18 protein-coding genes are annotated in these 21,425 nt (G+C 69.4%); 4 read left to right on the top strand and 14 right to left on the bottom strand.

Translation table 11 applies throughout. From position 1 onward, the window contains the following. Positions 1–22: 22 nt before the first annotated feature. Complete coding sequence (locus ACWV14_RS28405; RefSeq protein ID WP_454904956.1) at positions 23–958, bottom strand: LysR family transcriptional regulator; 936 nt, start codon at positions 956–958, stop codon at positions 23–25. An 80-nt stretch (positions 959–1,038) separates the two neighbouring features. On the opposite strand from ACWV14_RS28405, the gene ACWV14_RS28400 reads away from it, so the two are divergent. Beyond that, positions 1,039–1,758, top strand: coding sequence for an SDR family oxidoreductase (locus ACWV14_RS28400; protein ID WP_454904954.1), 720 nt, complete (start codon positions 1,039–1,041; stop codon positions 1,756–1,758). Between the two features lie 10 nt (positions 1,759–1,768). Here the strand turns inward: ACWV14_RS28400 and tcuC are convergent, their stop codons facing one another. The 5 genes from tcuC to ACWV14_RS28375 form a co-directional block, all read right to left on the bottom strand. Then, a complete protein-coding gene (gene tcuC, locus ACWV14_RS28395; RefSeq protein ID WP_454904952.1) occupies positions 1,769–3,109 on the bottom strand; it encodes a tricarballylate/proton symporter TcuC in 1,341 nt (446 codons plus the stop codon). Positions 3,110–3,193: 84 nt separating this feature from the next. Beyond that, on the bottom strand, positions 3,194–3,799 hold the full coding sequence (locus ACWV14_RS28390; RefSeq protein ID WP_454904950.1) for a class I SAM-dependent methyltransferase: 606 nt from the start codon (positions 3,797–3,799) through the stop codon (positions 3,194–3,196). A gap of 9 nt (positions 3,800–3,808) precedes the next feature. After that, positions 3,809–4,501: a thioredoxin family protein gene (locus ACWV14_RS28385; protein ID WP_422088420.1), complete on the bottom strand. Its 693-nt coding sequence runs from the start codon at positions 4,499–4,501 to the stop codon at positions 3,809–3,811. A gap of 94 nt (positions 4,502–4,595) precedes the next feature. Then, positions 4,596–6,833, bottom strand: coding sequence for a protein-disulfide reductase DsbD family protein (locus ACWV14_RS28380; protein ID WP_454904947.1), 2,238 nt, complete (start codon positions 6,831–6,833; stop codon positions 4,596–4,598). 43 nt (positions 6,834–6,876) lie between these two features. After that, complete coding sequence (locus ACWV14_RS28375; protein ID WP_454904945.1) at positions 6,877–7,650, bottom strand: alanyl-tRNA editing protein; 774 nt, start codon at positions 7,648–7,650, stop codon at positions 6,877–6,879. 131 nt (positions 7,651–7,781) lie between these two features. Here ACWV14_RS28375 and ACWV14_RS28370 point away from each other — a divergent pair, with 131 nt between their 5' ends. Continuing rightward, positions 7,782–9,161 carry a PQQ-dependent sugar dehydrogenase gene (locus tag ACWV14_RS28370; protein ID WP_422088417.1) on the top strand — a complete coding sequence of 460 codons (1,380 nt, stop codon included), beginning with the start codon at positions 7,782–7,784 and terminating at the stop codon, positions 9,159–9,161. A 7-nt stretch (positions 9,162–9,168) separates the two neighbouring features. On the opposite strand, the gene ACWV14_RS28365 is transcribed toward ACWV14_RS28370, so the two are convergent. Next, a complete protein-coding gene (locus ACWV14_RS28365; RefSeq protein ID WP_454904943.1) occupies positions 9,169–9,738 on the bottom strand; it encodes a GNAT family N-acetyltransferase in 570 nt (189 codons plus the stop codon). A gap of 30 nt (positions 9,739–9,768) precedes the next feature. After that, positions 9,769–10,779, bottom strand: coding sequence for a zinc-binding alcohol dehydrogenase family protein (locus ACWV14_RS28360; protein WP_454904941.1), 1,011 nt, complete (start codon positions 10,777–10,779; stop codon positions 9,769–9,771). Between the two features lie 85 nt (positions 10,780–10,864). On the opposite strand from ACWV14_RS28360, the gene ACWV14_RS28355 reads away from it, so the two are divergent. Further along, on the top strand, positions 10,865–11,773 hold the full coding sequence (locus tag ACWV14_RS28355) for a LysR family transcriptional regulator (RefSeq protein WP_454904939.1): 909 nt from the start codon (positions 10,865–10,867) through the stop codon (positions 11,771–11,773). A gap of 87 nt (positions 11,774–11,860) precedes the next feature. Here the strand turns inward: ACWV14_RS28355 and ACWV14_RS28350 are convergent, their stop codons facing one another. From ACWV14_RS28350 to pgaA, 5 genes are all read right to left on the bottom strand, one after another. Further along, on the bottom strand, positions 11,861–12,658 hold the full coding sequence (locus ACWV14_RS28350) for an SDR family oxidoreductase (protein ID WP_454904938.1): 798 nt from the start codon (positions 12,656–12,658) through the stop codon (positions 11,861–11,863). A 110-nt stretch (positions 12,659–12,768) separates the two neighbouring features. Further along, the gene (gene pgaD, locus ACWV14_RS28345) at positions 12,769–13,353 is read right to left on the bottom strand and encodes a poly-beta-1,6-N-acetyl-D-glucosamine biosynthesis protein PgaD (RefSeq protein ID WP_454904936.1); all 585 of its coding nucleotides are present in this window, start codon (positions 13,351–13,353) and stop codon (positions 12,769–12,771) included. Beyond that, positions 13,343–14,620 (bottom strand): poly-beta-1,6-N-acetyl-D-glucosamine synthase, encoded by a 1,278-nt coding sequence (gene pgaC / locus ACWV14_RS28340; protein WP_454904934.1) that lies wholly within the window; start codon positions 14,618–14,620, stop codon positions 13,343–13,345. Before pgaC ends, pgaD begins: the two co-directional genes overlap by 11 nt. Continuing rightward, entirely contained in the window at positions 14,617–16,710 is a 2,094-nt protein-coding gene (gene pgaB / locus ACWV14_RS28335) for a poly-beta-1,6-N-acetyl-D-glucosamine N-deacetylase PgaB (protein ID WP_454904932.1), read from the bottom strand. Before pgaB ends, pgaC begins: the two co-directional genes overlap by 4 nt. Beyond that, positions 16,710–19,214: a poly-beta-1,6 N-acetyl-D-glucosamine export porin PgaA gene (pgaA, locus tag ACWV14_RS28330; protein WP_454904930.1), complete on the bottom strand. Its 2,505-nt coding sequence runs from the start codon at positions 19,212–19,214 to the stop codon at positions 16,710–16,712. Before pgaA ends, pgaB begins: the two co-directional genes overlap by 1 nt. Positions 19,215–19,602: 388 nt before the next feature. On the opposite strand from pgaA, the gene ACWV14_RS28325 reads away from it, so the two are divergent. Continuing rightward, positions 19,603–20,433, top strand: a complete 831-nt coding sequence (locus tag ACWV14_RS28325; RefSeq protein WP_454904928.1) for a creatininase family protein — start codon at positions 19,603–19,605, stop codon at positions 20,431–20,433. 9 nt (positions 20,434–20,442) lie between these two features. On the opposite strand, the gene ACWV14_RS28320 is transcribed toward ACWV14_RS28325, so the two are convergent. After that, a complete protein-coding gene (locus tag ACWV14_RS28320) occupies positions 20,443–21,414 on the bottom strand; it encodes a threonine dehydratase (RefSeq protein ID WP_454904926.1) in 972 nt (323 codons plus the stop codon). Positions 21,415–21,425: the final 11 nt, after the last annotated feature.

The raw sequence follows: 21,425 nt of genomic DNA, 5'->3' as shown, positions 1-21,425 counted from the left end.
TCAACGCACGGTGCGCGCTGGATCAACGCACGGGCTTCTCGCCGAACACCTCGGTCATGAGGCCGATCAGCCACTGCAGGCCTGGATCACCGTCGCGCGCCGCCGCCCACAGCAGCGACACCTCGTAGGCCGGTGTTTCGAAAGGCAGCGGGCTCACCGCGAGCCCGAGCGCGTCGCGCCACGCGGCGGCGGCGAAGGTGGGCACGGTGGTGATGGCGGGCATCTGCCGCACGATGAAGGGGCTGGTCGCGAAGTTGCGGCTGGAGAACACGACCTGGCGCGCATGCCCCTGTTCGCGCAGCAGGTCGTCGACGAGGCCGCTCAGGTCGGCGCTGAACGAGGTCAGCAGGTGCGGGTGGCGCAGGTACTCCGCCAGCGTGATCTTCCTGCCCCGCGTCTTCACGAGCGCGGCGTTGTAGACGCAGACGAAGTGCCAGCCGAACAGCGCGCGCTGCCTGTGCCACGCGGCGCAGTCGGTGAAGACGCCCACCGCCAGTTCGATCTCGGCCGCGTCAAGCATGGCGGGGGCATTCGTGCGGTCGGCAGCGCGCGCGATGAGCCGCACGCCCGGCGCCTGTTCGGACAGCAGCTGCATGAGGCGGGGCATCAGCGCCACTTCGAGCGCATCGCTCAGGCCGATGCAGAACACGCGCTCGGCCTTGGACGGATCGAACACCGGCCGTGCGTGCAACGCCTGCTGCAGCGACAGCAGCAGCGGCTCGATGGCGCGCGCGAGTTCGAGCGCGCGCGGAGTCGGCGTCATGCCGTGCGAGGTGCGCACGAACAGCTCGTCGCCCAGGGCCGCGCGCAGGCGCTTGAGCGCGCCGCTCAGGGCAGGCTGGCCGATGAACAGGCGCTGCGCCGCACGCGTGACGCTGCGTTCGTGCAGCAGCGCGTGGAACACCAGCAGCAGGTTCAGGTCGAGCCGCCTGAAATCACTTTCGTTGATGTATTCCATGATTCCAAACGATTTGAATGATAGAGCGCCTCTGCCTAACCTGAAGGCACTTTCTTCATTGGTCATTCAAAGGAGTCGACATGGCTTTGGAACAACAGACAGTGGTGGTGGTCGGCGGGTCGTCGGGCGTGGGGCTCGAGACCGTTCGCCGGATGGCGGCAACCGGCGCGCGCGTGATTGCGACCGGGCGCGACAACGGCAAGCTGCAGGAGGCCATCGGCGGCCTGGGTGAGAACGTGAGCGGCGCGGCCTTCGACGCCCGCGACCGCGGCGCGCTCGATGCCTTCTTCGGGAAGACCGGGCCCGTCGATCACCTGGTGCTCACGCTCAGCGGTGGCGAGGGCGCGGGCGAGTTCGCGCAGCTCGATCTCCAGTCGCTGCGCAGCGGCTTCGAGGCCAAGTTCTGGCCGCAGCTCGAGGCGGCGCAGGCCGGCGCACGGGTGCTGCGCAAGGGCGGCAGCCTGACTTTCGTGACCGCGATTTCCGCGCGCAATTCGCTGCCCGGCACCGCGGGGCTGGCTGCGATCAACGGCGCGATCGAAGCGATGGTGGGCAGCCTGGCGCGCGAGTTGGCGCCGAGCCGGGTGAATGCCGTGTCACCGGGCCTCGTCGACACACCCTGGTGGAACCGCGTGCCCACCGCCATGAAGGACGACCTGTTCCGCCAGCAGGTCGAGACGCTGCCTGTCGGCCGCGTGGGGCGGCCGCAGGACGTGGCGCATGCGATCCAGTTCCTGATCGAGAACGGCTACACCACGGGCACGGTGCTCGAGTGCGACGGCGGCCTGCGGCTGGTGTGAAGAAGAAAAATCAGACCACCGGCACGCGCCGTGCGTCCGCCGGGTTCACGTTGCGCCGGTACAGCACCAGCGTTGCGATCAGGCCGCACACCGCGGCGGCCGTCATCCACAGGCCCGGCGCGCCCTTGTCGCCGGTCATCTCGATCAGGCCGGTGGCGATTGCCGGCGTGAAGCCGCCGAACACTGCGGTGGCCAGGCTGTACGCCAGCGAGAAGCCGGCCGTGCGCACGTTCACCGGCATCACTTCGGTCAGTGCCACCACCATCGCGCCGTTGTAGCTCGCATAGAGGAACGACAGCCACAGCTCGACCGCGAGCATGCGCGCGAAGCTCGGTTCGCCGACCAGCCACTTGAGCGCCGGATATGCCGTGAGGATGGTCAGCACCGTGAACAGGATCAGCAGCGGCTTGCGGCCCACGCGGTCCGACAGCGCGCCCATGATCGGCAGCCAGATGAAGTTGGAGATGGCCACGCACAGCGTGACGATCAGCGCGTCGGTGGTGCTCAGGTGCAGCACCGACTTGCCGAAGGTGGGGGTGTAGACGGTGATCAGGTAGAACGACACGGTGGTCATCGACACCAGCATCATCCCGGCGAGCACGAGGCCCCAGTTGGCGACCATCGACTGGAAGATCTCGCGCGCGTCGGGCCGGTGCTTGCGCGCCATGAACTCCTCGGTCTCCTGCAGCGAGCGGCGGATGATGAACAGCACCGGCACGATCAGGCAGCCCACGAAGAAGGGCACGCGCCAGTAGAAGTCGCCGATCTCCTGCGAAGTGAAGGTCACGTTGAGCCAGTAGCCGAGCGCGGCCGCGACGACGATGGCCACCTGCTGGCTGGCCGACTGCCAGCTCACGTAGAAGCCCTTGTGCCCCGGCGTGGCCATTTCCGACAGGTAGACCGACACCCCGCCCAGCTCCACGCCGGCCGAGAAGCCCTGCAGCAGCCGGCCGATGAGCACCAGCAGCGGCGCCGCCAGGCCGATGGTGGCGTAGGCCGGCACGCAGGCGATCAGCAGCGTGCCCACGGCCATCAGCGCGAGCGTTACGATCAGCCCCTTGCGGCGGCCGACGCGGTCGACGTAAGCGCCCAGGAAGATCGCGCCCAGCGGCCGCATCAGGAAGCCGGCGCCGAAGGTCATGAAGGTCAGCATCAGCGAGGCGAACTCGTTGCCGGCCGGGAAGAACGCCTTCGAGATCTGCGTGGCGTAGAAGCCGAACAGGAAGAAGTCGAACATCTCCATGAAGTTGCCGCCGGTCACGCGCAGGACGGTGGCGAATTTCGAGGAGCTTGCGGGCGAAGCGTGCACGGCGGCAGCGCCCTTTTGCGCGGTGGAAGGCGCGGGATTCATCTTGTTGTCCCCTGTGGCATGTATATCTGCCAAGGGTAGGCCAGGCTTCCCGACCGCTGCCTGACTGCGCGGGTCAGGTAGCTGTCACGCGGGGCGCTGGAGGACCAGGAAACTCCAGCGCACGTCCGCGCGGTCGAGCATGTCCTCGCGCTCGCCCAGGAAGCGCTGCCGCAGTCCGTGCCGGTCCGCGAGTTCTGCTGTTTCCCGGGCGGAGACGTCGAACATCCGGCGGCCCTGGGGCACGGGGCCGTGGCGCAGCGACATCGCGACCTGGCCGCCTTCGGCCACAAGCGCTGCCAGGGCTTCCATGGCCGTGGCGCGTTCGGCGGCGTCCAGGTGCATCCAGACGGCGGTCAGCAGGATGAGGTCGTGGCGCACGCCCAGCGCCCGTGTGCGGTGCAGGCCGGGCAGGTGGTCGTCGATCCACTCGATGGGCAGCGCGGCGTGGCGGTGCATGCCTTCGGCGCGCAGTTCGGGCGTGGGCTCGACCGCCACCACCCGGTGACCCAGCGCGGCGAGCGCGGCGGCGTCGCGCCCGGAACCGGCGCCGATGTCCAGCACCCGGCTTGGCGCGCTGGGAAACAGGTGCAGCACTTCGCGGTGGACGTCTTCGAAGCGCAGGCTTTCATACTGCTGCGCCAGCACCGCGGCATTGGCGCCGTAGCCGGCCGTTCCCCGGATTTCACTCATCAGGTCGTATCAGGTCTTGTACTTGATCGAACAGCCGTAGGGCCGCGTGCTGGCCGCCGATATGGGCTTGCCGCCGAAGGCCTCGCCCAGCGCCTGGCTGACGTAGTTGGTCGCGGTCTTGATGTCGTCGGGCCGCGCCGAGGCGATGCTGTCGATGCCACCCGCGTACACCAGCGTGCCCTTGGGGTCGATGATGAAGATGTGCGGCGTGGTGCGCGCGCCGTAGACCTGGCCGATGAGGCCGTCTTCGTCCATCAGCACGGCGGTGGGGGCGGCCTTTTGCGACTTCATCCATGCGTCGAGCGCATCGGGCTTCAGGTAGTCGCTGGCGGCGCGCTCGGTGGAATTGATGGCGAGCCAGACCACGCCCTTGTCGGTCGCGGCCTTCTGCGTGGCGGGCATGTTGCCGCTGCCGTAGTGCTTGCGCACGAAGGGGCAGCCGGGGTTGGTCCACTCGAGCACGACGAACTTGCCCGCGAAGTCGGACAGCTTGTGCTTGGCGCCGGTGGTGTCGACGGCAACGAAATCGGGCGCCTGCTGGCCCACGGCGGGGGCGGCGACGGCATTGGAGCCCATGAGGAAGGTGGCGCCCAGCGCCACGGCTGCCGCGACGACGGCGCGGCGGGAAGCCCGGCTCAAGGCGGCGCGGGCATGGCGCGCGGCACGAAGGGAACGCGAGTCTGTGGTTGGCGAAAGAGACATGGCCAGCTTGAACTCCAAAACAAAATTCCAAACAACAACTGCAGCTTAGAACGGTTTCTTCAAGTGCATGTGACAACCCATGTCACGCCGGTGGTCAAAGTGCGGCAATGGCGGCGCGCACTTCGTCCTTGCCCAGGATCTCGGTCAGCACGACCGGCGGCTTGCCCGGCGCCTGCAGCACGTACACCGGCACGCCGCTGCGGCCGAGGGCGGTGAGCGCCGCCGTGATGGCGGGGTCGCGCCGGGTCCAGTCGGCGCGCAGCATGGCGACCTTCTTGGCGTCGAAGTCGGCCAGCACCTGTGCGTCGGCCAGGGTGCTCTTCTTGTTGTACTGGCAGGTCACGCACCAGGCGGCGGTGAAGTCGATGAACACCGGCTGGCCCGCGCCCGACAGCTCGGCCACGCGCTCGGCCGACCACGGCTGCCAGCGCTGCGGCTGGCCGGTGCCGTCCGTCGAAGCCAGCCTGGCGGGCTCCACGACTTGCAACACATTGCGGCCGATGGCGGCGGTGAGCACCGCTGTGAAGGCGATCATCACGGCGGCGATCACGATCCGCGTGCGGCCCCGCAGCGTGAACGCCCAGACGATGGCTGCCATGCACACCAGCAGCGCCAGCAGCGTGCCGGCGCCGTCGATGCCGCTTTGCTGGCCCAGCACCCAGACCAGCCACGCCACGGTGGCGAACATCGGGAACGCGAGCAGGCGGCGCAGCGTGTGCATCCACGGTCCCGGCTTGGGCAGCAGGCGCGCCACGGCAGGCACGAAGCTGGCAGCCAGGTAAGGCAGCGCCAGCCCGAAGCCCAGCGCCGCGAACAGCAGCAGGGCCTGGGCTGCCGGCAGGCTGATCGCGAAGCCCAGCGATGCGCCCATGAAGGGCGCGGTGCACGGCGAGGCGATCACCACGGCGAGCACGCCAGAGAGGAAGTCGTTGGCCAGCGGATGCCTGGCCTGCGCGCTGCAGATCGACGACGGCGCGGCGCGGCCGAACTCGAACACGCCCGCCAGGTTCAGGCCGATCAGTGTGAACAGCGCGGCCAGCGCCGCCACAACACCCGGCGATTGCAGTTGGAAGCCCCAGCCCAGCCCGGCGCCGGCCGCGCGCAGCGCCAGCATGGCGCCGCCCAGCGCTAGGAAAGACAGCATCACGCCGCCGGTGTAGGCCAGCCCGGCCCTGCGGTGCGCGCTGTCGTTGCCGGCCTGCCGCGCGAAGCCCAGTACCTTGATCGCGAGGATCGGGAACACGCAGGGCATCAGGTTGAGCAGCAGGCCGCCGATCAGGGCGCCCAGCAGGGCGGCCATGAAGGTGGTGGAAGAGGGGGCGGGCAGTTCGGCGGGCCTGGCCGCATTGGCTGCATTGGCTGCATTGGCTGCATTGGCGGTCAGCGCGGCCTGCAGCGCCGGCGACACCTCGGCGCGCGGCGCCGCGGTGGTGGGCCAGTTGCCGGTGACCGGCGATTCGGCGCGCCATGCGATGGGCTGGCCCGCCTGCCGGTCGGCTTCGGCCAGCGCCACCACCACCGGCATCACCGTGGGGCTGGCGCTGCGCTGGTCGGCCAGCGGAATGGTCGCGGTCCAGGTGCCGCCTTGCCAGGACTGGGTCCAGTCCTTGCCGGAGACGGCCGCGGTGCGGATCACCTCGGGGGTCTCCGGGAAGAAGCCCAGCGTCTTGCCCTGCGCGGCGGCGGGCAGGCCGTCGAGGCGCACCTTCAGGTTGTGGCCGTCGACTTCCACGGCGCCGGCCTGGGCCAGCGGCTGCGGTTGCGCGGCCTGTGCGGCGTCGAACTCGGCCTTGTGCAGCGCGGTCGAGCCCTGCAGCGGCAGGGACAGCGAGAAGGTGCCTTCCTCCGGAATGCACTCCTTGCGGCAGACCAGCCATGATGCCTTGAGCTGAATGTCCATGGCCGGCGTGCTGCCGCCCAGCGCCATTGGCGGCTTGTAGAGCGTCGACACCTCCAGCGGCACCGGCAGCAGCACGGTGTTTTCGTAGCCGTAGTTGGCGAGGTTGCCGACCGGGATCTTCTCGGGCACCGGCCACGCGATCTCGCCGGTCGACACGCCGGCCGGCAGCGTCCAGGTCATTTCGGTGGGCAGGCCCGAATCGCCGGCGTTCTTCCAGTAGGTGTGCCACTCGGGCTGGTGCGTGATCTGCAGGCCGACCCACACCGGGCTGCCGGGCGCCACGCCGTCGGGGGCGTGGGCGATCAGTTCGGCCCGCACGTGCGGGGTTGTTACCACGGCGCCCGGCTTGGAGGCCAGCTGCGCCGCAGCCGGCATGCTGGCTGCGGCGGCTGCTATCAGAAGCGTAGCGAAATGGATGCGCGAAAAAATCATGCCGTGGGTCGGAGCAATCTGCGGAGGTGAAGTTCCGGGCGTTTCAGGCGGCCGCTGCCGCCGAAGGCGCCCAGCCCAGCACCACCCGGCGGGTGTTGGCGCTCTTCTTCTCGATCTTGGTGACTATGACAGCGCCGATCTCGGCAGTGTTTGCAACATGCGTGCCGCCGCAGGGCTGGAAGTCGATCTGGGCCTCGCCTTCGCGGCCGCCGCCGATGCGGATGGTGCGCACCGTGCCCGTGCCGCGCGGCGGCTGCACGCTCATGCTCTTGACCAGCGCCGGGTTGGCGTCGAGCTCCTCGTCGGTGATGGCGCCCACGGTCAGCGGGTGGGCCGCCTCGACCAGCCTGGCGAGGCTGGCGGTCAGCGCTTCCTTGTCGAGCGGGTCGGTCATATGGAAGTCGATGCGCGCGTATTCGGGCGTGATGGAGCAGCCGTTCACCGGCACCGGCACGAGGTGGCACATCAGGTGGGAGGCGGTGTGGAAGCGCATCAGCCGGTGGCGGCGCTCCCAGTCGAGGCGGGCGGTGACTGTGTCGCCGGGCTTCAGCGCGGCAAGCAGGTCGGCCTGGCCATCGGCCGGCACGTGGACGAATTCGTTCGTCGGCTGGCCTTCTTCGTTCCTGGCCTTGCGGGTATCTGCAATGGCCAGTTCGCGCCTGTCGGCCAGCACCAGCACGCCGGTGTCGCCGGCCTGGCCGCCGCCCAGCGGATAGAACACGGTGCGGTCCAGCACGATGCCGGTGTCTTCGATGCGCAGGATGCGGGCTTCACAGGTGCGCAGGTAGGCGTCGGCGCGGAACAGGTCTTCGGTCATCCGGCGATGGTAGCGGCGATGCGCCAATGAGGTGCGCCCACGCCATAAAGCGCCCACGACCGACACTGGCCGCGCGGGCCGGCGGGCGATGATCCGACCGCCATGCGGCATCGGCCGCTCAAGGATCACGCATGAAGGCACCGCAGCAAGTACCCACCCGCACCGCATCGAGCGCTTTCCCCACCCTGGCCGTCCTGGCCACGGGCGCTGTGCTGTTCCTCGCCGGCTGCGGCGAGTCGGCCAAGCTCGCCCCGGAACTCACGGTCGGGCCCCGTCCGCAGCTGACCGAGCCGAACAAGACACTGATTCCCACGGTGAACGTCGCCCCCGCCGTCGGCTGGACGGACGTCGCCATGCCGATTCCTGCCGAGGGCCTGAAGGTCACGGCGCTGGCGCGCGGGCTCGACCATCCGCGCTGGGTCTACACCCTGCCCAACGGCGACATCCTGGTGGCCGAGAGCAACAAGCCGCCCAAGCCCGGCGGCGGCGCCACCGATGGCGGCGACGGCTTCGTCGCCAAGATCCGCAACTGGGTCATGGGCAAGGTCATGGGCCGCGCCGGTGCCGGCGTGCCCAGCGCCAACCGCATCACCCTGCTGCGCGACGCCGACGGCGACGGCGTGGCCGAGGTGAAGCAGGTCTTCATGACCAACCTGATGTCGCCCTACGGCATGGTGCTGGTCGGCAACGAACTCTTCATCGCCAACGCCGACGCGCTGGTGAAGGTGCCATACACCGAAGGCCAGACCTCCGTCAGCGCCAACCCCACGCTGGTGACGCAGCTGCCCGCCGGCATCAACCACCACTGGACCAAGAACGTGATCGCCAATGCCGACGGCAGCAAGCTCTACGTCACGGTCGGCTCCAACAGCAACATCGGCGAGAACGGCCTCGCCGCCGAAGAGGGCCGCGCCGCCATCTGGGAAGTCGACACCAAGACGGGCGAGAAGCGCATGTTCGCCAGCGGCCTGCGCAACCCCAACGGCATGGGCTGGGACCCCGACACCAAAGCGCTGTGGACCGTGGTGAACGAGCGCGACGAGATCGGCAGCGACCTCGTGCCCGACTACCTCACCTCCGTGAAGGACGGCGCCTTCTACGGCTGGCCCTGGAGCTACTACGGCGGCATCGTCGACGCGCGCGTCACGCCGCAGAACCCCGCCATGACGGCCAAGGCCATCGCGCCCGACTACGCCTTGGGCTCGCACGTCGCGCCGCTCGGCATGGCCTTCTCGCGCCCGGGCGGCATGCCCGAGCAGTTCGCCAACGGTGTCTTCATCGGCGAGCACGGCTCGTGGAACCGCAAGCCCAAGTCTGGCTACAAGGTGGTGTTCGTGCCCTTCATCGGCGGCAAGCCGAGCGGGCCGCCGGTCGACGTGCTCACGGGCTTCCTCTCGGCCGACGAAAAGGCGCAGGGCCGGCCGGTGGGCGTGGCGCTCGACAAGAGCGGCGCGCTGATCGTGGCGGACGACGTGGGCAACGCCGTGTGGCGGGTGTCGAAGGCGAAGTAGCTTTTTTTCAGCCCTGCGGCCTGGCGATGCGGTAGAGCCGGTGCCTGCGCAGCGGGTGGCCTTCGGGCACCAGCGGGTGGTCGAACGCGCCGCCTACGTCTTCATGCATGCCGATGCGCTCCATGACCGCTGCCGAGCGGGTGTTGTTCCACGCGGTAAAGGCGACGATCTCGTCCAGCCCGAGCCGCTCGAAGCCCACCTGCAGCGCACCCCGTGCCGCCTCGCTCGCGAAGCCCTGGCCCCACCACTGCCGGGCGAAGCGCCAGCCGATTTCCACGCACGGCGAGAACGGCAGGTCCGCCAGCGGCGAGTTCAGCCCGGTGAAGCCCATGAACGCACCCGATTCGCGGTGCTCCACGGCCCAGAAACCCCAGCCGTTCTCGGCGATGCGCGCCTTGGCGCGCTCGACCATCGCATCGCTGTCGGCGCGCGTGGGCAGGGGCAGCAGGAACTCCATCACCTGCGGGTCGCAGGCCAGCTCGAAAAACGGCGCGAGATCGCTCTCGCGCCATTGGCGCAGGCGCAGTCGCGCGGTTTCGAACTCGATGAGGTGGGGACGGGCTGCAATGTCGTTCATGCGCCCGATTGTGCTGGCTCTGTCGTGGGCTCAGAAGCCCGCCAGCACCACCTTGCCCTGCGCCTTGCCGCTCTCGATGAGCGCATGCGCACGCCGAAGGTTCGCCGCGTTGATGGTGCCGAAGCTCGCGTTGGCCGTGGTGCGCACGCGGCCCGCGTCGACCAGCGCCGCCACCTCGGCCAGCAGCGCGCCTTGCTCGGCGATGTCGGGCGTCTCGAAGCGCGAGCGCGCGAACATCATTTCCCAGTGCAGCGAAATGCACTTGGTCTTCAGCGGCATGGCGTCGAGCATCTTCATGTCGTCGATCACCGCGAGCTGGCCCTGGGGCTTGAGGCTTTCGATGATCTGCGCGTAGTGCTGCTCGGTCTGCGTGAGGCTGGCGACCATGTCGACCTCGCCGATGCCCGCGGCCTTTAGCTCGGCCGCCAGCGGCTTGGAGTGGTCGATGACGGTGTGCGCGCCCAGCGCCAGGCACCATTCGCGCGTCTCGGCGCGCGAGGCGGTGGCAACGACGCGCACCTTGGTGAGCTGGCGCGCCAGCTGGATGAGGATGGAGCCGACACCGCCCGCGCCGCCGGTGATGAGCAGCGTCTGGCCTTCGCCGCCGCCCTTGGGCACCTGCAGGCGGTCGAACAGCAGTTCATAGGCGGTGATGGTGGTCAGCGGCAGTGCCGCGGCCTGCGCGTCGTCGAGGCTCCTGGGAGCGAGGGCGGCGATGCGCTCGTCGACCGCATGCAGCTCGGCATTGGCGCCCGGGCGGATGATGGAGCCGGCGTAGTACACGCGGTCGCCCACCTTGAAGTTCTTCACGCCGCTGCCGACGGCCTCGACCGTGCCCACGGCGTCCCAGCCCAGCACCTTGGCCTGGCCGGCTTCCGGCGCGGCATTCTTGCGGACCTTGGTGTCCACCGGGTTGACCGACACGGCCTTCACGCGCACCAGCAGGTCGCGCGGGCCGGCCTGGGGCGCGGGCAGCTCGATGTCCTGCAGCGATTCGGGGTTGTCGATGGGAAGGGGCTGGTAGTAGCCGACGGCTTTCATGGCAATGGCCTTTCAGTGACGATGCCTCGAATGTAGGATCGCAATGCCGGTTTGATAAGGCGGCCTGGAACAGCAACACTTTCAAATGAAGATTGAAAATATCTCCGACCTGCAGGTGCTGGTGCACACAGCGCGCGGCGGCACGCTCACGGCGGCGGCGCATGCGCTGGGTATCACGCCGGCGGCGGCCAGCGCCACGCTCAAGCGGCTGGAGACCCAGCTCGGCGCCCGGCTGTTCGAGCGCTCGACCCGCGCGATGCGCCTCACGCCGCAGGGCCAGACGCTGCTCGACTACGCGGTGCGCGCCTTCGAACTGCTGGACGAAGGGGAGTCGCTGGTCACCGCCGACCGCGGCGAGCTGGTCGGCACGCTGCGCGTGGCTTCGCCTTCGGACCTCACGCGCAGCACGTTGTTGCCATGGTTCGACGAATTCCTTGCCTTGCACCCTGGGGTGCAGCTGTCGCTGTCGGTGGGGGACCGGCCGCTGGACGTGATGCGCGACGAGGTCGACGTGGCGCTGCGTTATGGCGCGCTGGCCGATTCGCGGCTGGTGGCGCGGCCGTTTGCATTGACCAACCCGGTGTTGACTGCTTCGCCCGATTACTTGCGTCGGCATGACGCGCCGAAGGTGCCGCAGGACCTGGTCCATCACAACTGCCTGATCTTCAATCGCTCAGGGCGCCGGCACCGGGTCTGGCGGTTTGCGCAGAACGGGCAGTGGACGGAGGTGCGGGTGAATGGGAACCGCAGTGTGGACGATGCTTCGCTGGCGCGGGAGTGGACTGTGGCGGGGTACGGGATTTCGCTGAAGTCTGCGCTGGATGTGCGCAATGACGTTCGGGAAGGGCGGCTGGTGCGGCTCCTGGCTGATTGGGAGACTGAGCCTTATCCGTTGCATGCGCTGTTGCCTAGTGGGCGGTTTGTGCCGGTTCGGGTTCGCGCGTTCGTCGACTTTCTGGGGTTGAAGTTCGAGGCTCTGCTGGCGCTTGCCTGAGGCTTGCCTTCCGGGGCCGGGACTCGCCCCGGCGGGCGCCCTGCTTTTCTTTGCTTCGCTCGGCCCTTTGGTTCCGGTCTTTTTTCTTCAGATCATCGGGGTGACTGCGCCGTCCATCGCGACGATGGCGCCGGTCACGTAGCTCGCCTTCGGCGACGCAAGGAACACCACCGTGTTGGCGATTTCTTCCGGTGTCGCGATTCGGCCCAGCGGCAGCCTGGCCTTGGCGCGTTGCAGCGCTTCCTCGGTGTCGATGCCTTGCAGCTTGGCATCGGCTTTCATGCCTTCCTGGAGCCGTTCGGTCAGGGTGAGGCCGGGGTTCACGGCGTTCACGCGCACGCCTTTGCCGGCATAGGCGGCGGCCATGCCTGCGCTCACCAGCATCAGCGCGGCGTTGGCGGCGCCGCCGGCCATGTGCACGGGGTTCGCGACTTTGCCGCCCTGGCCGATGACGTTGACGATGGCGCCGCGGCCGCGCTGGCCCATGCGCTTGACCACGGGGTGGATCATGTGGACGTAGGTGAAGTACTTCGCGTCCATCGCGTCGTGCCATGAGGCGGCGGTCAGGTCGTCGGGCGGGGTGCGGCGGGCGGCGCCGGCCGAGTTGACGAGCACGTCGACGGGGCCGAACACTTTCTCGGCCGCGTCGAGCGCGGCCTCGGCGCCGGCCGGGTCCTTGAGGTCGGCGGCATGCACCGACACGCGGCCCTCGGCCTGGGCGAAAGATTCGATCAGTGTCTTCTTGCCTCGCTCCAGGTTGTCGAGGTCGCGCGAGACGAGGCTCACGCGCGCGCCTTCGCGCAGGAAGCCGAGCGCGCAGGCCAGGCCTATGCCCTTGCTGCCGCCGGTGATGAGTACGTGCTGGTCCTGGAGCTGGAGGTCCATGAAGAGGTCCTTGGTGGATGAGGGGTGGCCGCGATTGAAGCACCGCCGCGAAACCCCTGCACCGACGCGGCCGTATGCCGCGCCCCCAGGACGGACGTCCGGCCGCCCCGTCAGCGACGGGCCGCGGCGCGCTGCAGCGGCTCGGGCTCCAGCGCGCCGGGCGCGGTGTCGGTGGCGTCGCGCAGGTGGCCGTCATGGTCGTGGTGCACCAGCAGTTGGCGCGTGCGCTGCCAGGTCGACAGGCGCGCGGGCGGCACTTCGATGTACGAGGCCAGCGCGAACAGAGACGACTGTTCCTGGTCCGGCGGCGTCTCGCGTTTCTGCTGGCGGCGGCGCCACGGCGCCATTGCCAGCATCGACACCAGGATCGCGCCGATCACCACCGCATACAGGCCCAGCAGGTGCAGCACCTCGGGCTGCGAGCGCGCGCCCAGCACGTAGGGCCATGCGTACCAGATGGCGCAGAACCAGATGGCGATGGTCACGGCCGGGCGCAGCACGCGCAGCCACAGGTACATGGCCATCGTGCGCTGCGGCGAGCGGCCGTTGCCGAAGGCGGTCAGCGAAATGCGCGCGGCATCGATGATCGGCTCTTCCATCTCGGGCTGGCCCCAGGAGCGGCGGCGGCTCGGCGGCGGCGTGTCGTCGTGCATCTCGGGAAAGCGGCTGTGGGTCATTGTCTTTTCATGGGGCATCGGAAATTCCTCGGTCAGGGCTCGTCCACACCGCGCGCTTGCCGCGGCGGCGTATCAGGGCTTTGGGAAGGGCGATGACGGTGGTCGCCATCGTGATGGTCCAGAACGCGATCGGATACCAGATCGTTCCGGCGAAATAGCGCATCAGGTCTCGGTCGTAGCGGCGGTCGATCCACAGGCTCAGCAGCATCTGCAGGATGCAGGTCATGGCCAGCAGCGTGCCCTGCCAGTGCGGCAGCAGCGCGGAGTGCCAGGCCGACTCGATCGGCAGGAACGGCCGCGCCAGGCTGACCACGAGCACCGCCGCCATCGCATAGGCCCAGACAACGCTGGTCATGTATTCGGCATACACCAGCCACATGCGCCAGTTGCGCAGCTTGAGGATGCGCGTGGTGTTGCGCAGCATGGTCTGGATGCCGCCGATGGCCCAGCGCTGGCGCTGCTTCCAGAGACCGCGCAAGGTCTCGGGCATCAGGATCCAGCACAGCGCGCGAGGCTCGAAGCGCAGCTTCCAGCCGCCGAGCTGCAGCTTCCAGCTCATGTCGATGTCCTCGGTGAGCACGTCGGGGCTCCAGAAGCCCACGTCGATCACCGCGCGGCGGCGGAACATCGCGATCACGCCCGACACGGTGAAGAGCGTGCCCACCAGCTGCTGCGAGCGCTTGATGAGCCCGATGATCGAAGAGAACTCGCCCACCTGCATGCGACCGAGCAGCGTGGTGCGGGTGCGGATGCGCGGGTTGCCCGTCACGGCGCCGATGCGCTCCGACGCCAGCATGGGCTGCAGCATCCAGGCGATGGCGTCCTCGTCGACCAGCGCGTCGCCGTCGATGCCCAGGATGTACTCGCCGCGCGCGAGCTGGCAGGCGGTGTTGAGCCCGACGGCCTTGCCCTGGTTGCTGGCGTTGTGGATCACGCGAAGGCGGCTGTACTCCTTCGTCATCTCGTCGAGCAGCTCGCCGGTGCCGTCGGTGCTGCCGTCGTTCACGGCAATCACCTCGTAGTTCGGGTAGCGGGTACGCATGAGCTGCTCGATCACTTCGCGCAGGTGCGGGGCCTCGTTGAAGCAGGGCACCACCACCGTCACCAGCGGGCGCGAGGGCAGCAGGTCGAGCGGATTGACATCGACGTCGCGCTTGCGCTCGAACACCCATGCATGCGAGAGGCCGCCCGCCATCCACACATAGGCCATGAAGAACGGGTAGTAGAAGACGAAGCCGAACAGCAGCGACGGCAGCGTCTGCGCTAGGAAGTGGCTGGTGGTCATGGTGTCCGCTCTCCGTGCGCCGGTTGTGATGCCTGGGGCGGCGTGGTCTCGGCGGCCGACGCGCGCAGGGCACGCGGCAGCATCGTGCGGACCGAGATGGCGCGGCGCACCACGTCGAGCGAGGGCTGGTTGTCGAGGAAGTCGTCGGGGTAGTAACCCAGGTGGCGCACGCCGGCGCGCTGCAGCAGGGTCCATTGCCGCGCCAGTTCGGCATCGGCCACGGGCTTTCCGGTGCGCCAGTCGCGCGCCTGCAGTTCGAACACGGTGCCGTCCAGGCCGCGCGGGGTGTCGGCCGCGCGGCGCGCCAGGCGCGCGAGCCAGGCGTCCGCATCGGCTTCCTGTTCCATGCGTGGCATGGCCATCAGCGCGACGTAGTCGTAGGCGGCGAGCGAGGCTTCGTAGTTCTGCGCGAACCACTGCTCGGCCTGCGGTTCGAGCACCGGCCGCGCATACAGGTTGCGCGCCGTCTCCAGCGCGGGCCGCCAGGCGCCCAGGCGCGCGGCCAGCTCGTGCGTGAAGTCGATCAGGTAGCGCGTCTTGGCGGCGGTCCAGCGCGCCGTCAGCGCCGGGTCGGCGCGTATCGCTGCAACGTCGGGCGGCAGGCCCCACTTCGCATAGGTGGCGAGCGCGGCGGGGCTCGCGTCCTCGTCGTCGGAGAGCGTCGCGTCGTCGTGGAACAGCACGCCCTCGAAGAAGGCGTAGCGGCCCAGGTCTTCGTAGATGTCGCCGACCAGCGTGCGCACCGCGGGGTCGAAGGGCGTGAGGCGGTGGTAGCGGTCGGCCGGCATCTTGCCGCCCTGCGCCATCACCGTGTGCGTGGCGAGCGGGTTGGACGCCGGCATCCGGAAGGCCGTGACCGGCATCCACGCGTACACCTTCACGCCGGTGCGGGTGCGCAGCTGCCAGGCCGCGCGGCTGAACAGGTCGGCGCGCATCGGCAGGTGGCGGTTCGGGAAGTACAGCGCATCGGCCACGCCGTCGCCGTCGGGGTCGGCGTAGGCCTGCAGGAACACCGAGCGCGGCCGCACGGCGGCCACGCGGTCGATCAGCGCCGACAGGTTGCGCTCCTGCTGGGCCGGGTCGGGGTCGTACACGTAGTCGAGGTCGACGTGCATCACGCGGTTCACCGGCCGCACCTCGCCGCCCACCGGGTTGCGCAGCAGCTGCGCGTATTCGGGCGCCTGGTTGTCGTAGGCGGCCAGCGCGCGGCGGATGCGCGTGAGCGGCACGGCCTGCGTGTTGGCGCCGTCGTCGAGCGTGAAGGTGATTGGCATGCCGGCGCGCTTCGAGGCTTCCAGCGCGGCCGTGTTGTAGGCGCCGTAGGGCCACACGGTGGCGCGCACCCTGGCGCCGGTGCGCGCCTCGATGATCTCGCGGCTGCGGCGCAGGTCGGCCTCGATGCGGCGCACGTAGGTGTCGTCGTCCTCGTAGCGGCCGGTCTTCGGGTCGTAGCGGTGCGTGGCCGCGGACGGCAGCATGTTGCCCTGCGGATTCGCGAGAACGCCGGTGTGCATCGCGTCGGTGTGGCTCGCGAATTCGACCAGGCCGGAGCGCGCCATCTCGGTGGCCTCTGGCCACAGCAGGAAGTTCTCGCGCGGCGCGGGCTTGTCGCCCCAGTGCACCAGCTGGCCTTCGGGCACGTCGAGCCAGCTCGTCACCAGCGCGAACAGCGCGGGGTAGTTGTAGCGCTTGAGCAGCGGAAACACCTTGGTGTAGGCGCTGCGGTAGCCGTCGTCGAAGGTCAGCAGCACCGGCTGCGCGGGCAGCGGCTTGCCGCCGGCGCGCGCATCGACGATCTGCTGCAGGCTCACCGGGTGGTAGCCGTTGTATTGCAGCCAGGCGAATACTTCGGCCAGGGTGCTGTCGTCCACGGCCGTTTCGTCGGGCGACTGCTCGAAGCTGGCGCGCACGCCGGTGCGCACGTCGTGGAAGGACAGCACGCGAAAGCTCAGGCCGTCGTCGGGGTCGGCGGGCGGCAATGGCTGCGCGAAGGCCGGGAGCGCCAGCGCGGATGCCGCCGCGATCACCAGCCACAGCATGGCCGCGCGCAGGAAGGTCATGGGGCTGTTGTTTTCGGTGGTCGTTCGCATCACGGCAGGGGCATCGAGAGGTTCAGGAAGACGCCGCGCTGTCGCTCGCGCACGCCGTCGTAGGGATGGCTGGAAATGCTCAGGCCGTAGCGCAGCGTGAACTTGGGACCGAGGTCCCAGCGGTGCTCGTAGCGCAGGCTCCACAGCGGGCCGCTGCCGAAGCCGGCCTGGCGGTAGTTGCCGCCCGTGAGCTCCACGGCCTGGAAGAACTGGCGGTCGTCGCGCTTCCAGTTGAGCCACTGCGCGCGCACCGCCAGCTGCACGGTGCTGTCGCTCGATGGGTTGAAGTAGGGCGTGTCGATGTCCCGGCCGCGGCTGGTGCCGGCGCCCAGGCGGGTCTCGAGCTGGAAGCGCGGCGTGCTCACCCAGCGTTCGCGCCAGCCCAGCTCCAGGCCGTTGCGCAGGTTGCCGTCGCTGAAGTCCAGGCGCTGCCATTGCAGGTCGAAGCGGCGCGATTCGTTCACCACGTAGCCCACGCTCGCGCCGGTCTCGTGTGCGCCGATGCCGGCGACGCGGGCTTTCCACGGCAGCTCCTTGCTGTCGCCGTCGTAGGTGGCCGAGAGGCGCCATGCGTCGCCCGCGCGATAGTCGACGCGGCCTGCCACGCTGTTGCGGTAGGGGCCGCTGTTCGCATGCTGCAGCACGCCTTCGGCAAGCCAGCGGCCCTGCTGCCAGCCCAGGCCCAGGCCGCCGCGTGCCCAGTTGGCGTTGCCGATGTCGGTGGTGCCGCGGCCCAGCGTCTGGTCGTAGAACACGCGCCACTGGTCGTCGATGAGTCCGGAGCTGAGCCGGCTGTCGATGCGCCACTCGCGGTTGGCGATGGCCGCGCCGCCCGACGAGGCTTCGGCGTCGACATCGAGCCGCGGGCCGGTGGCGGCGCGGCGCTTGCGCTCCACGTCGCGCACCTCGGCGGCTTCGGGCACGTCGGCCGCGAGCGATTCGGCGCGTTCGCGGGCTTGGCGGAACTCACCGGCGTCGAGCAGGGCCTCGACATGGCCGGCGCGCGCGCTGATGTCGTAGGGCTGGTCGGCGGCCTGTGCCTCGAAGCGCGCGACGGCTGCTTCGGGGTGCTCGCGCAGCCGTTCGGTCTGGCCCGCGCCGTAGGCGTAGCCGGCGTTCAGCGGCGCTTCGCCGGTGAGCGTCGAGAAGCTCTGCTGCGCCAGCGCCGCGCGGTCGGTGTAGAGCTGCAGCAGGCCGCGCATGCCGCTCACGTCGGTGTACTGGCCGTTGGGCCGGCCGGCCTCGGGCGACAGGCGCATCAGCGCCGGCGTGGCCTCTTCGAGCCGCTTCAGCAGCGCCTCGGCGTCTTCGAAGCGTCCGGTGTCCTGGTAGGCGTAGATCAGGCCGAAGTAGAGGTCGTCGGGCATCGGCAGGTCGGCGCCGCCCTTGGCCACGGCCGCTTCGTACAGCGGCACGGCATCGATCGAGCGGCGCTCCTGCGCGAAGGCGCGGGCCGCGGCGCCGAGGCCGTAGAAGGGCAGGTCGGTACCGGCCGCGCGCAGCGATTCGTAGAGCGCGATGGCATCTGCGGGGCGGCCCCGTTCGACCAATGCCAGCAGCCGGTCGGACAGCAGCCGCACGCGCAACTGGCGCCATGCGTCGGCATCTTCCGGCGCGGCTTGGGCGGCCGATGCGTCGAGCCGGGCCAGCGCGGTTTCCTGGTCGGCCAGCACGCGGTCGAGTGCCGTCAGGCGCGCCGCGCCCAGGCGCTGGTCGCGTTCCTGGATGGCCCAGCGCAGCCGCTGCGCCAGCGCCTGCTGCTGCAGCGTCGACAACGCCAGCGGCGAGAAGCTGCCGGGATGCGCGCGCTCGGCGGCATCGGCGTCGTCGAACGCGGTCGATGCGGCACCGCTGTCCGCGAGCAGGAAGTCGGTTTCGCGGCGCAGGTCGCGGCGCTCCGGGCGCAGCGCGCCGGCCTCGGTGTAGGCGGCGAGCGCCTGCAGCGGTTGCTTCTCGGCGCGCGCCACGGCACCGCGCAGTTCGAGCAAGGCGACGCGGTCTTCGACCTGCGGGACCGGTTGCTGCGCGAGTGCCTCGTGGATGGCCTTCGCGCCGGCGATGTCGCCGCTGTCGAGCTTCCAGAAGGCTTCGTGGATGCGCGGCTCGCGCGCTTGCGGCTGCCGGGCGCGCCACCGGGCGATGACTTCGCCCTGCAGCGACAGGTCGTGCGTGCGGCGCGCGGCCAGTGCGAGCGGGCCCAGCGCATAGTCGTTCAGCGTGGCGAGCGGAACCTGGCGGGAGAACGAAACGGCTTCGGCGAACTGGCTGTCGGCCGCCGCGATGGCCACCGCATCGGACACCACGCGCTGGCGTTCGGCGTCCGTGAGCGGCGCGGCGAGCCAGTCCTTGAGTTGCTGCAATGCCTGCGCGGCGCCGATGCGGTTGGCGCGGCGCGCGACGATCAATGCGTCGTGCTGCTGCGCGCCATAAGCGGCCGATGGGTTGGCCGCGGGTGCGGTGGACGCGATGGGAGGACTCGCGAAGGCCGCGGGTGAAGCACCCATGGCCAGCGCGCAAACGATCGGGGGAAATCCTCGTGCTGCTTGATCGAGGTAACGAGACAAGGCGCAGGCAAGCGCCGACGGACGCCCACCCAAGACCGTGCCTCCAGCTTTTTTCTGGATGAACACTCTGCTCCCTTGATTGCGCCTTTTGCGCGGCCTGGGGCCGCTGCAAAAGCCGAACTCCCGGTCCCGACTGCGTCAGAACCGAAAGCTCTATGGAAAATTGAATCTGAAACCGACTCTAGATAGAACTGTTAACAAAGGCAAACTTAAGTGCCAAGAAACGGTTCTAAATGTGAATAGATTGGCGTTTTTGGCGCGGGGTTCGACTGCTCTTGTCAGACAAACGCGCTTAGAAACAACGGCTCGCCCGGCCTAAGATCGCGTGATGAATGCACCCATGGCCTCCTCGTTGCCCCGCTACTGGTCCCAGCTCACGACGCGTGATTTCGCGGGGCTGGACGCCGCCTCCACCGTCGCGGTGCTGCCGCTGGGCGCGACCGAGCAGCACGGGCCGCACCTGCCGCTGGGCGTGGACTCGGTGCTGGCCGACGGCATCGTCGCCGCGTCGTTGCCGCTGCTGCCGGCCTCGCTGCCGGTGCTGTTCCTGCCCACGCAGCAGATCGGCCTGAGCCCGGAGCACGCGCGCTTTGCGGGCACGCTCACGCTGTCGGCAGAGACGCTCATCCGCGTGTGGAACGAGATCGGCGCCGGCGTGGCGCGCGCGGGCGTGAAGAAGCTGGTGCTGTTCAATGCGCACGGCGGCCATGTGGGCGCGATGGACATCGTGGCGCGCGAGCTGCGCGCGGCGCACGGGCTCATCGTCTACAGCGTGAGCTGGTTCAACCTGCCGCTGGGCGAGGCGGGCGAGCGCTTCAGCGCGCACGAGCACCGCTTCGGCGTGCATGCGGGCGAGATCGAGACTTCGATGATGCTGGCGCTGACCCCTCAGCTGGTGCGCATGGGCGAGGCGCGTGACTTCAGCTCGACGTCGCAGCAGCGTTCAGCCGACTACGCGCTGCTGGGCAACGGCAAGAGCGCCAAGCTGGGCTGGGCGATGGAGGACTACAACGCGCATGGCGCCGCCGGCAACGCGGCCGCGGCCACGCCCGAGAGCGGCCAGGCAGTGATCGATGCGGCCGCGCAGCAACTGGCGCTGCTGCTGGCCGAGGTGTCGCGGCTGCCGCTGAGCACCGCCAACACGGGGCCGCTGCCGTAGCCCTGCGGCTCAGGCGGCGGCGCGCGCCAGCACGCCGGCGAACATGTCCGAATCGACATTGCCGCCGCTCACGCTGATACCCACCGTCTTGCCGCGCCAGCGCTCCTGCTGCTGGAGCGCACCGGCCAGCGCCGCCGCGCCCGCGCCCTCGGCCACGTTGTGCGTGTCGCTGAAGAGGATGCGCATGGCCTCGGCCACTTCGTCGTCGGTGACGGCGATCACGTCGTCGGCTTCGCGCAGGATCACTTCCACCGACTCGGGCACCGGCGTGCGGCAGGCCATGCCGTCGGCCAGCCGCGTGGTCACAGGCGACTCGACCGGCTTGCCGGCGCGGAAGGAATCGCGGTAGGCCGTGGCGTGCGCGGACACCACGCCGATGAGCTTCGTCTTCGCCCCGCAGTGCGCGCGCGCCGCGGCCGCGGCTGCGAAACCGGAACCCAGGCCGATGGGCACAAACAGCACGTCGGGCGGTGTGTGCGCCAGTGCATCGAAGAACTCCACGTAGGCCGTGGACACGCCACGCACCAGTTCGCGGTGGAACGAAGGCACGCGGTGCAGCGCGTCGCGCTCGGCCAGCAGCGCCGCGTGTTCGGCGGCAGCCTGGAAATCGTCGCCGTGCTCCACCAGCGTGACGCCGAGCGCGCGCATTGCCGCGTTCTTCTCGAGCGAGTTGCCATGCGGCACCACGATGGTCGCGGCCAGTCCATGGCGCCGCGCGGCGAAGCCGACCGACTGGCCGTGGTTGCCGCGCGTGGCGCTGATGGCGTGGCGCACACCGGGCTGCTCGCGCGCCAGCGTCTCGAAGTAGGTCAGCCCGCCGCGGATCTTGAATGCGCCGGCCGGCGTGTGGTTCTCGTGCTTGGCCCACACGGTGGCGCCCAGGCGCTGGGCGAGCAGCGGCCATGCGTACTGCGGCGTGGGCGGCATGGCCGAGCGCACGGTGCGCTGCGCGGACTCGATCTCTTCTCGGGTGAATCTCATCGGAGGTCCTT

Source organism: Variovorax durovernensis (genome assembly GCF_977011995.1).
The sequence above is the reverse complement of the archived record's forward strand: the minus strand, read 5'-3'. Positions and strand labels throughout refer to the sequence as shown.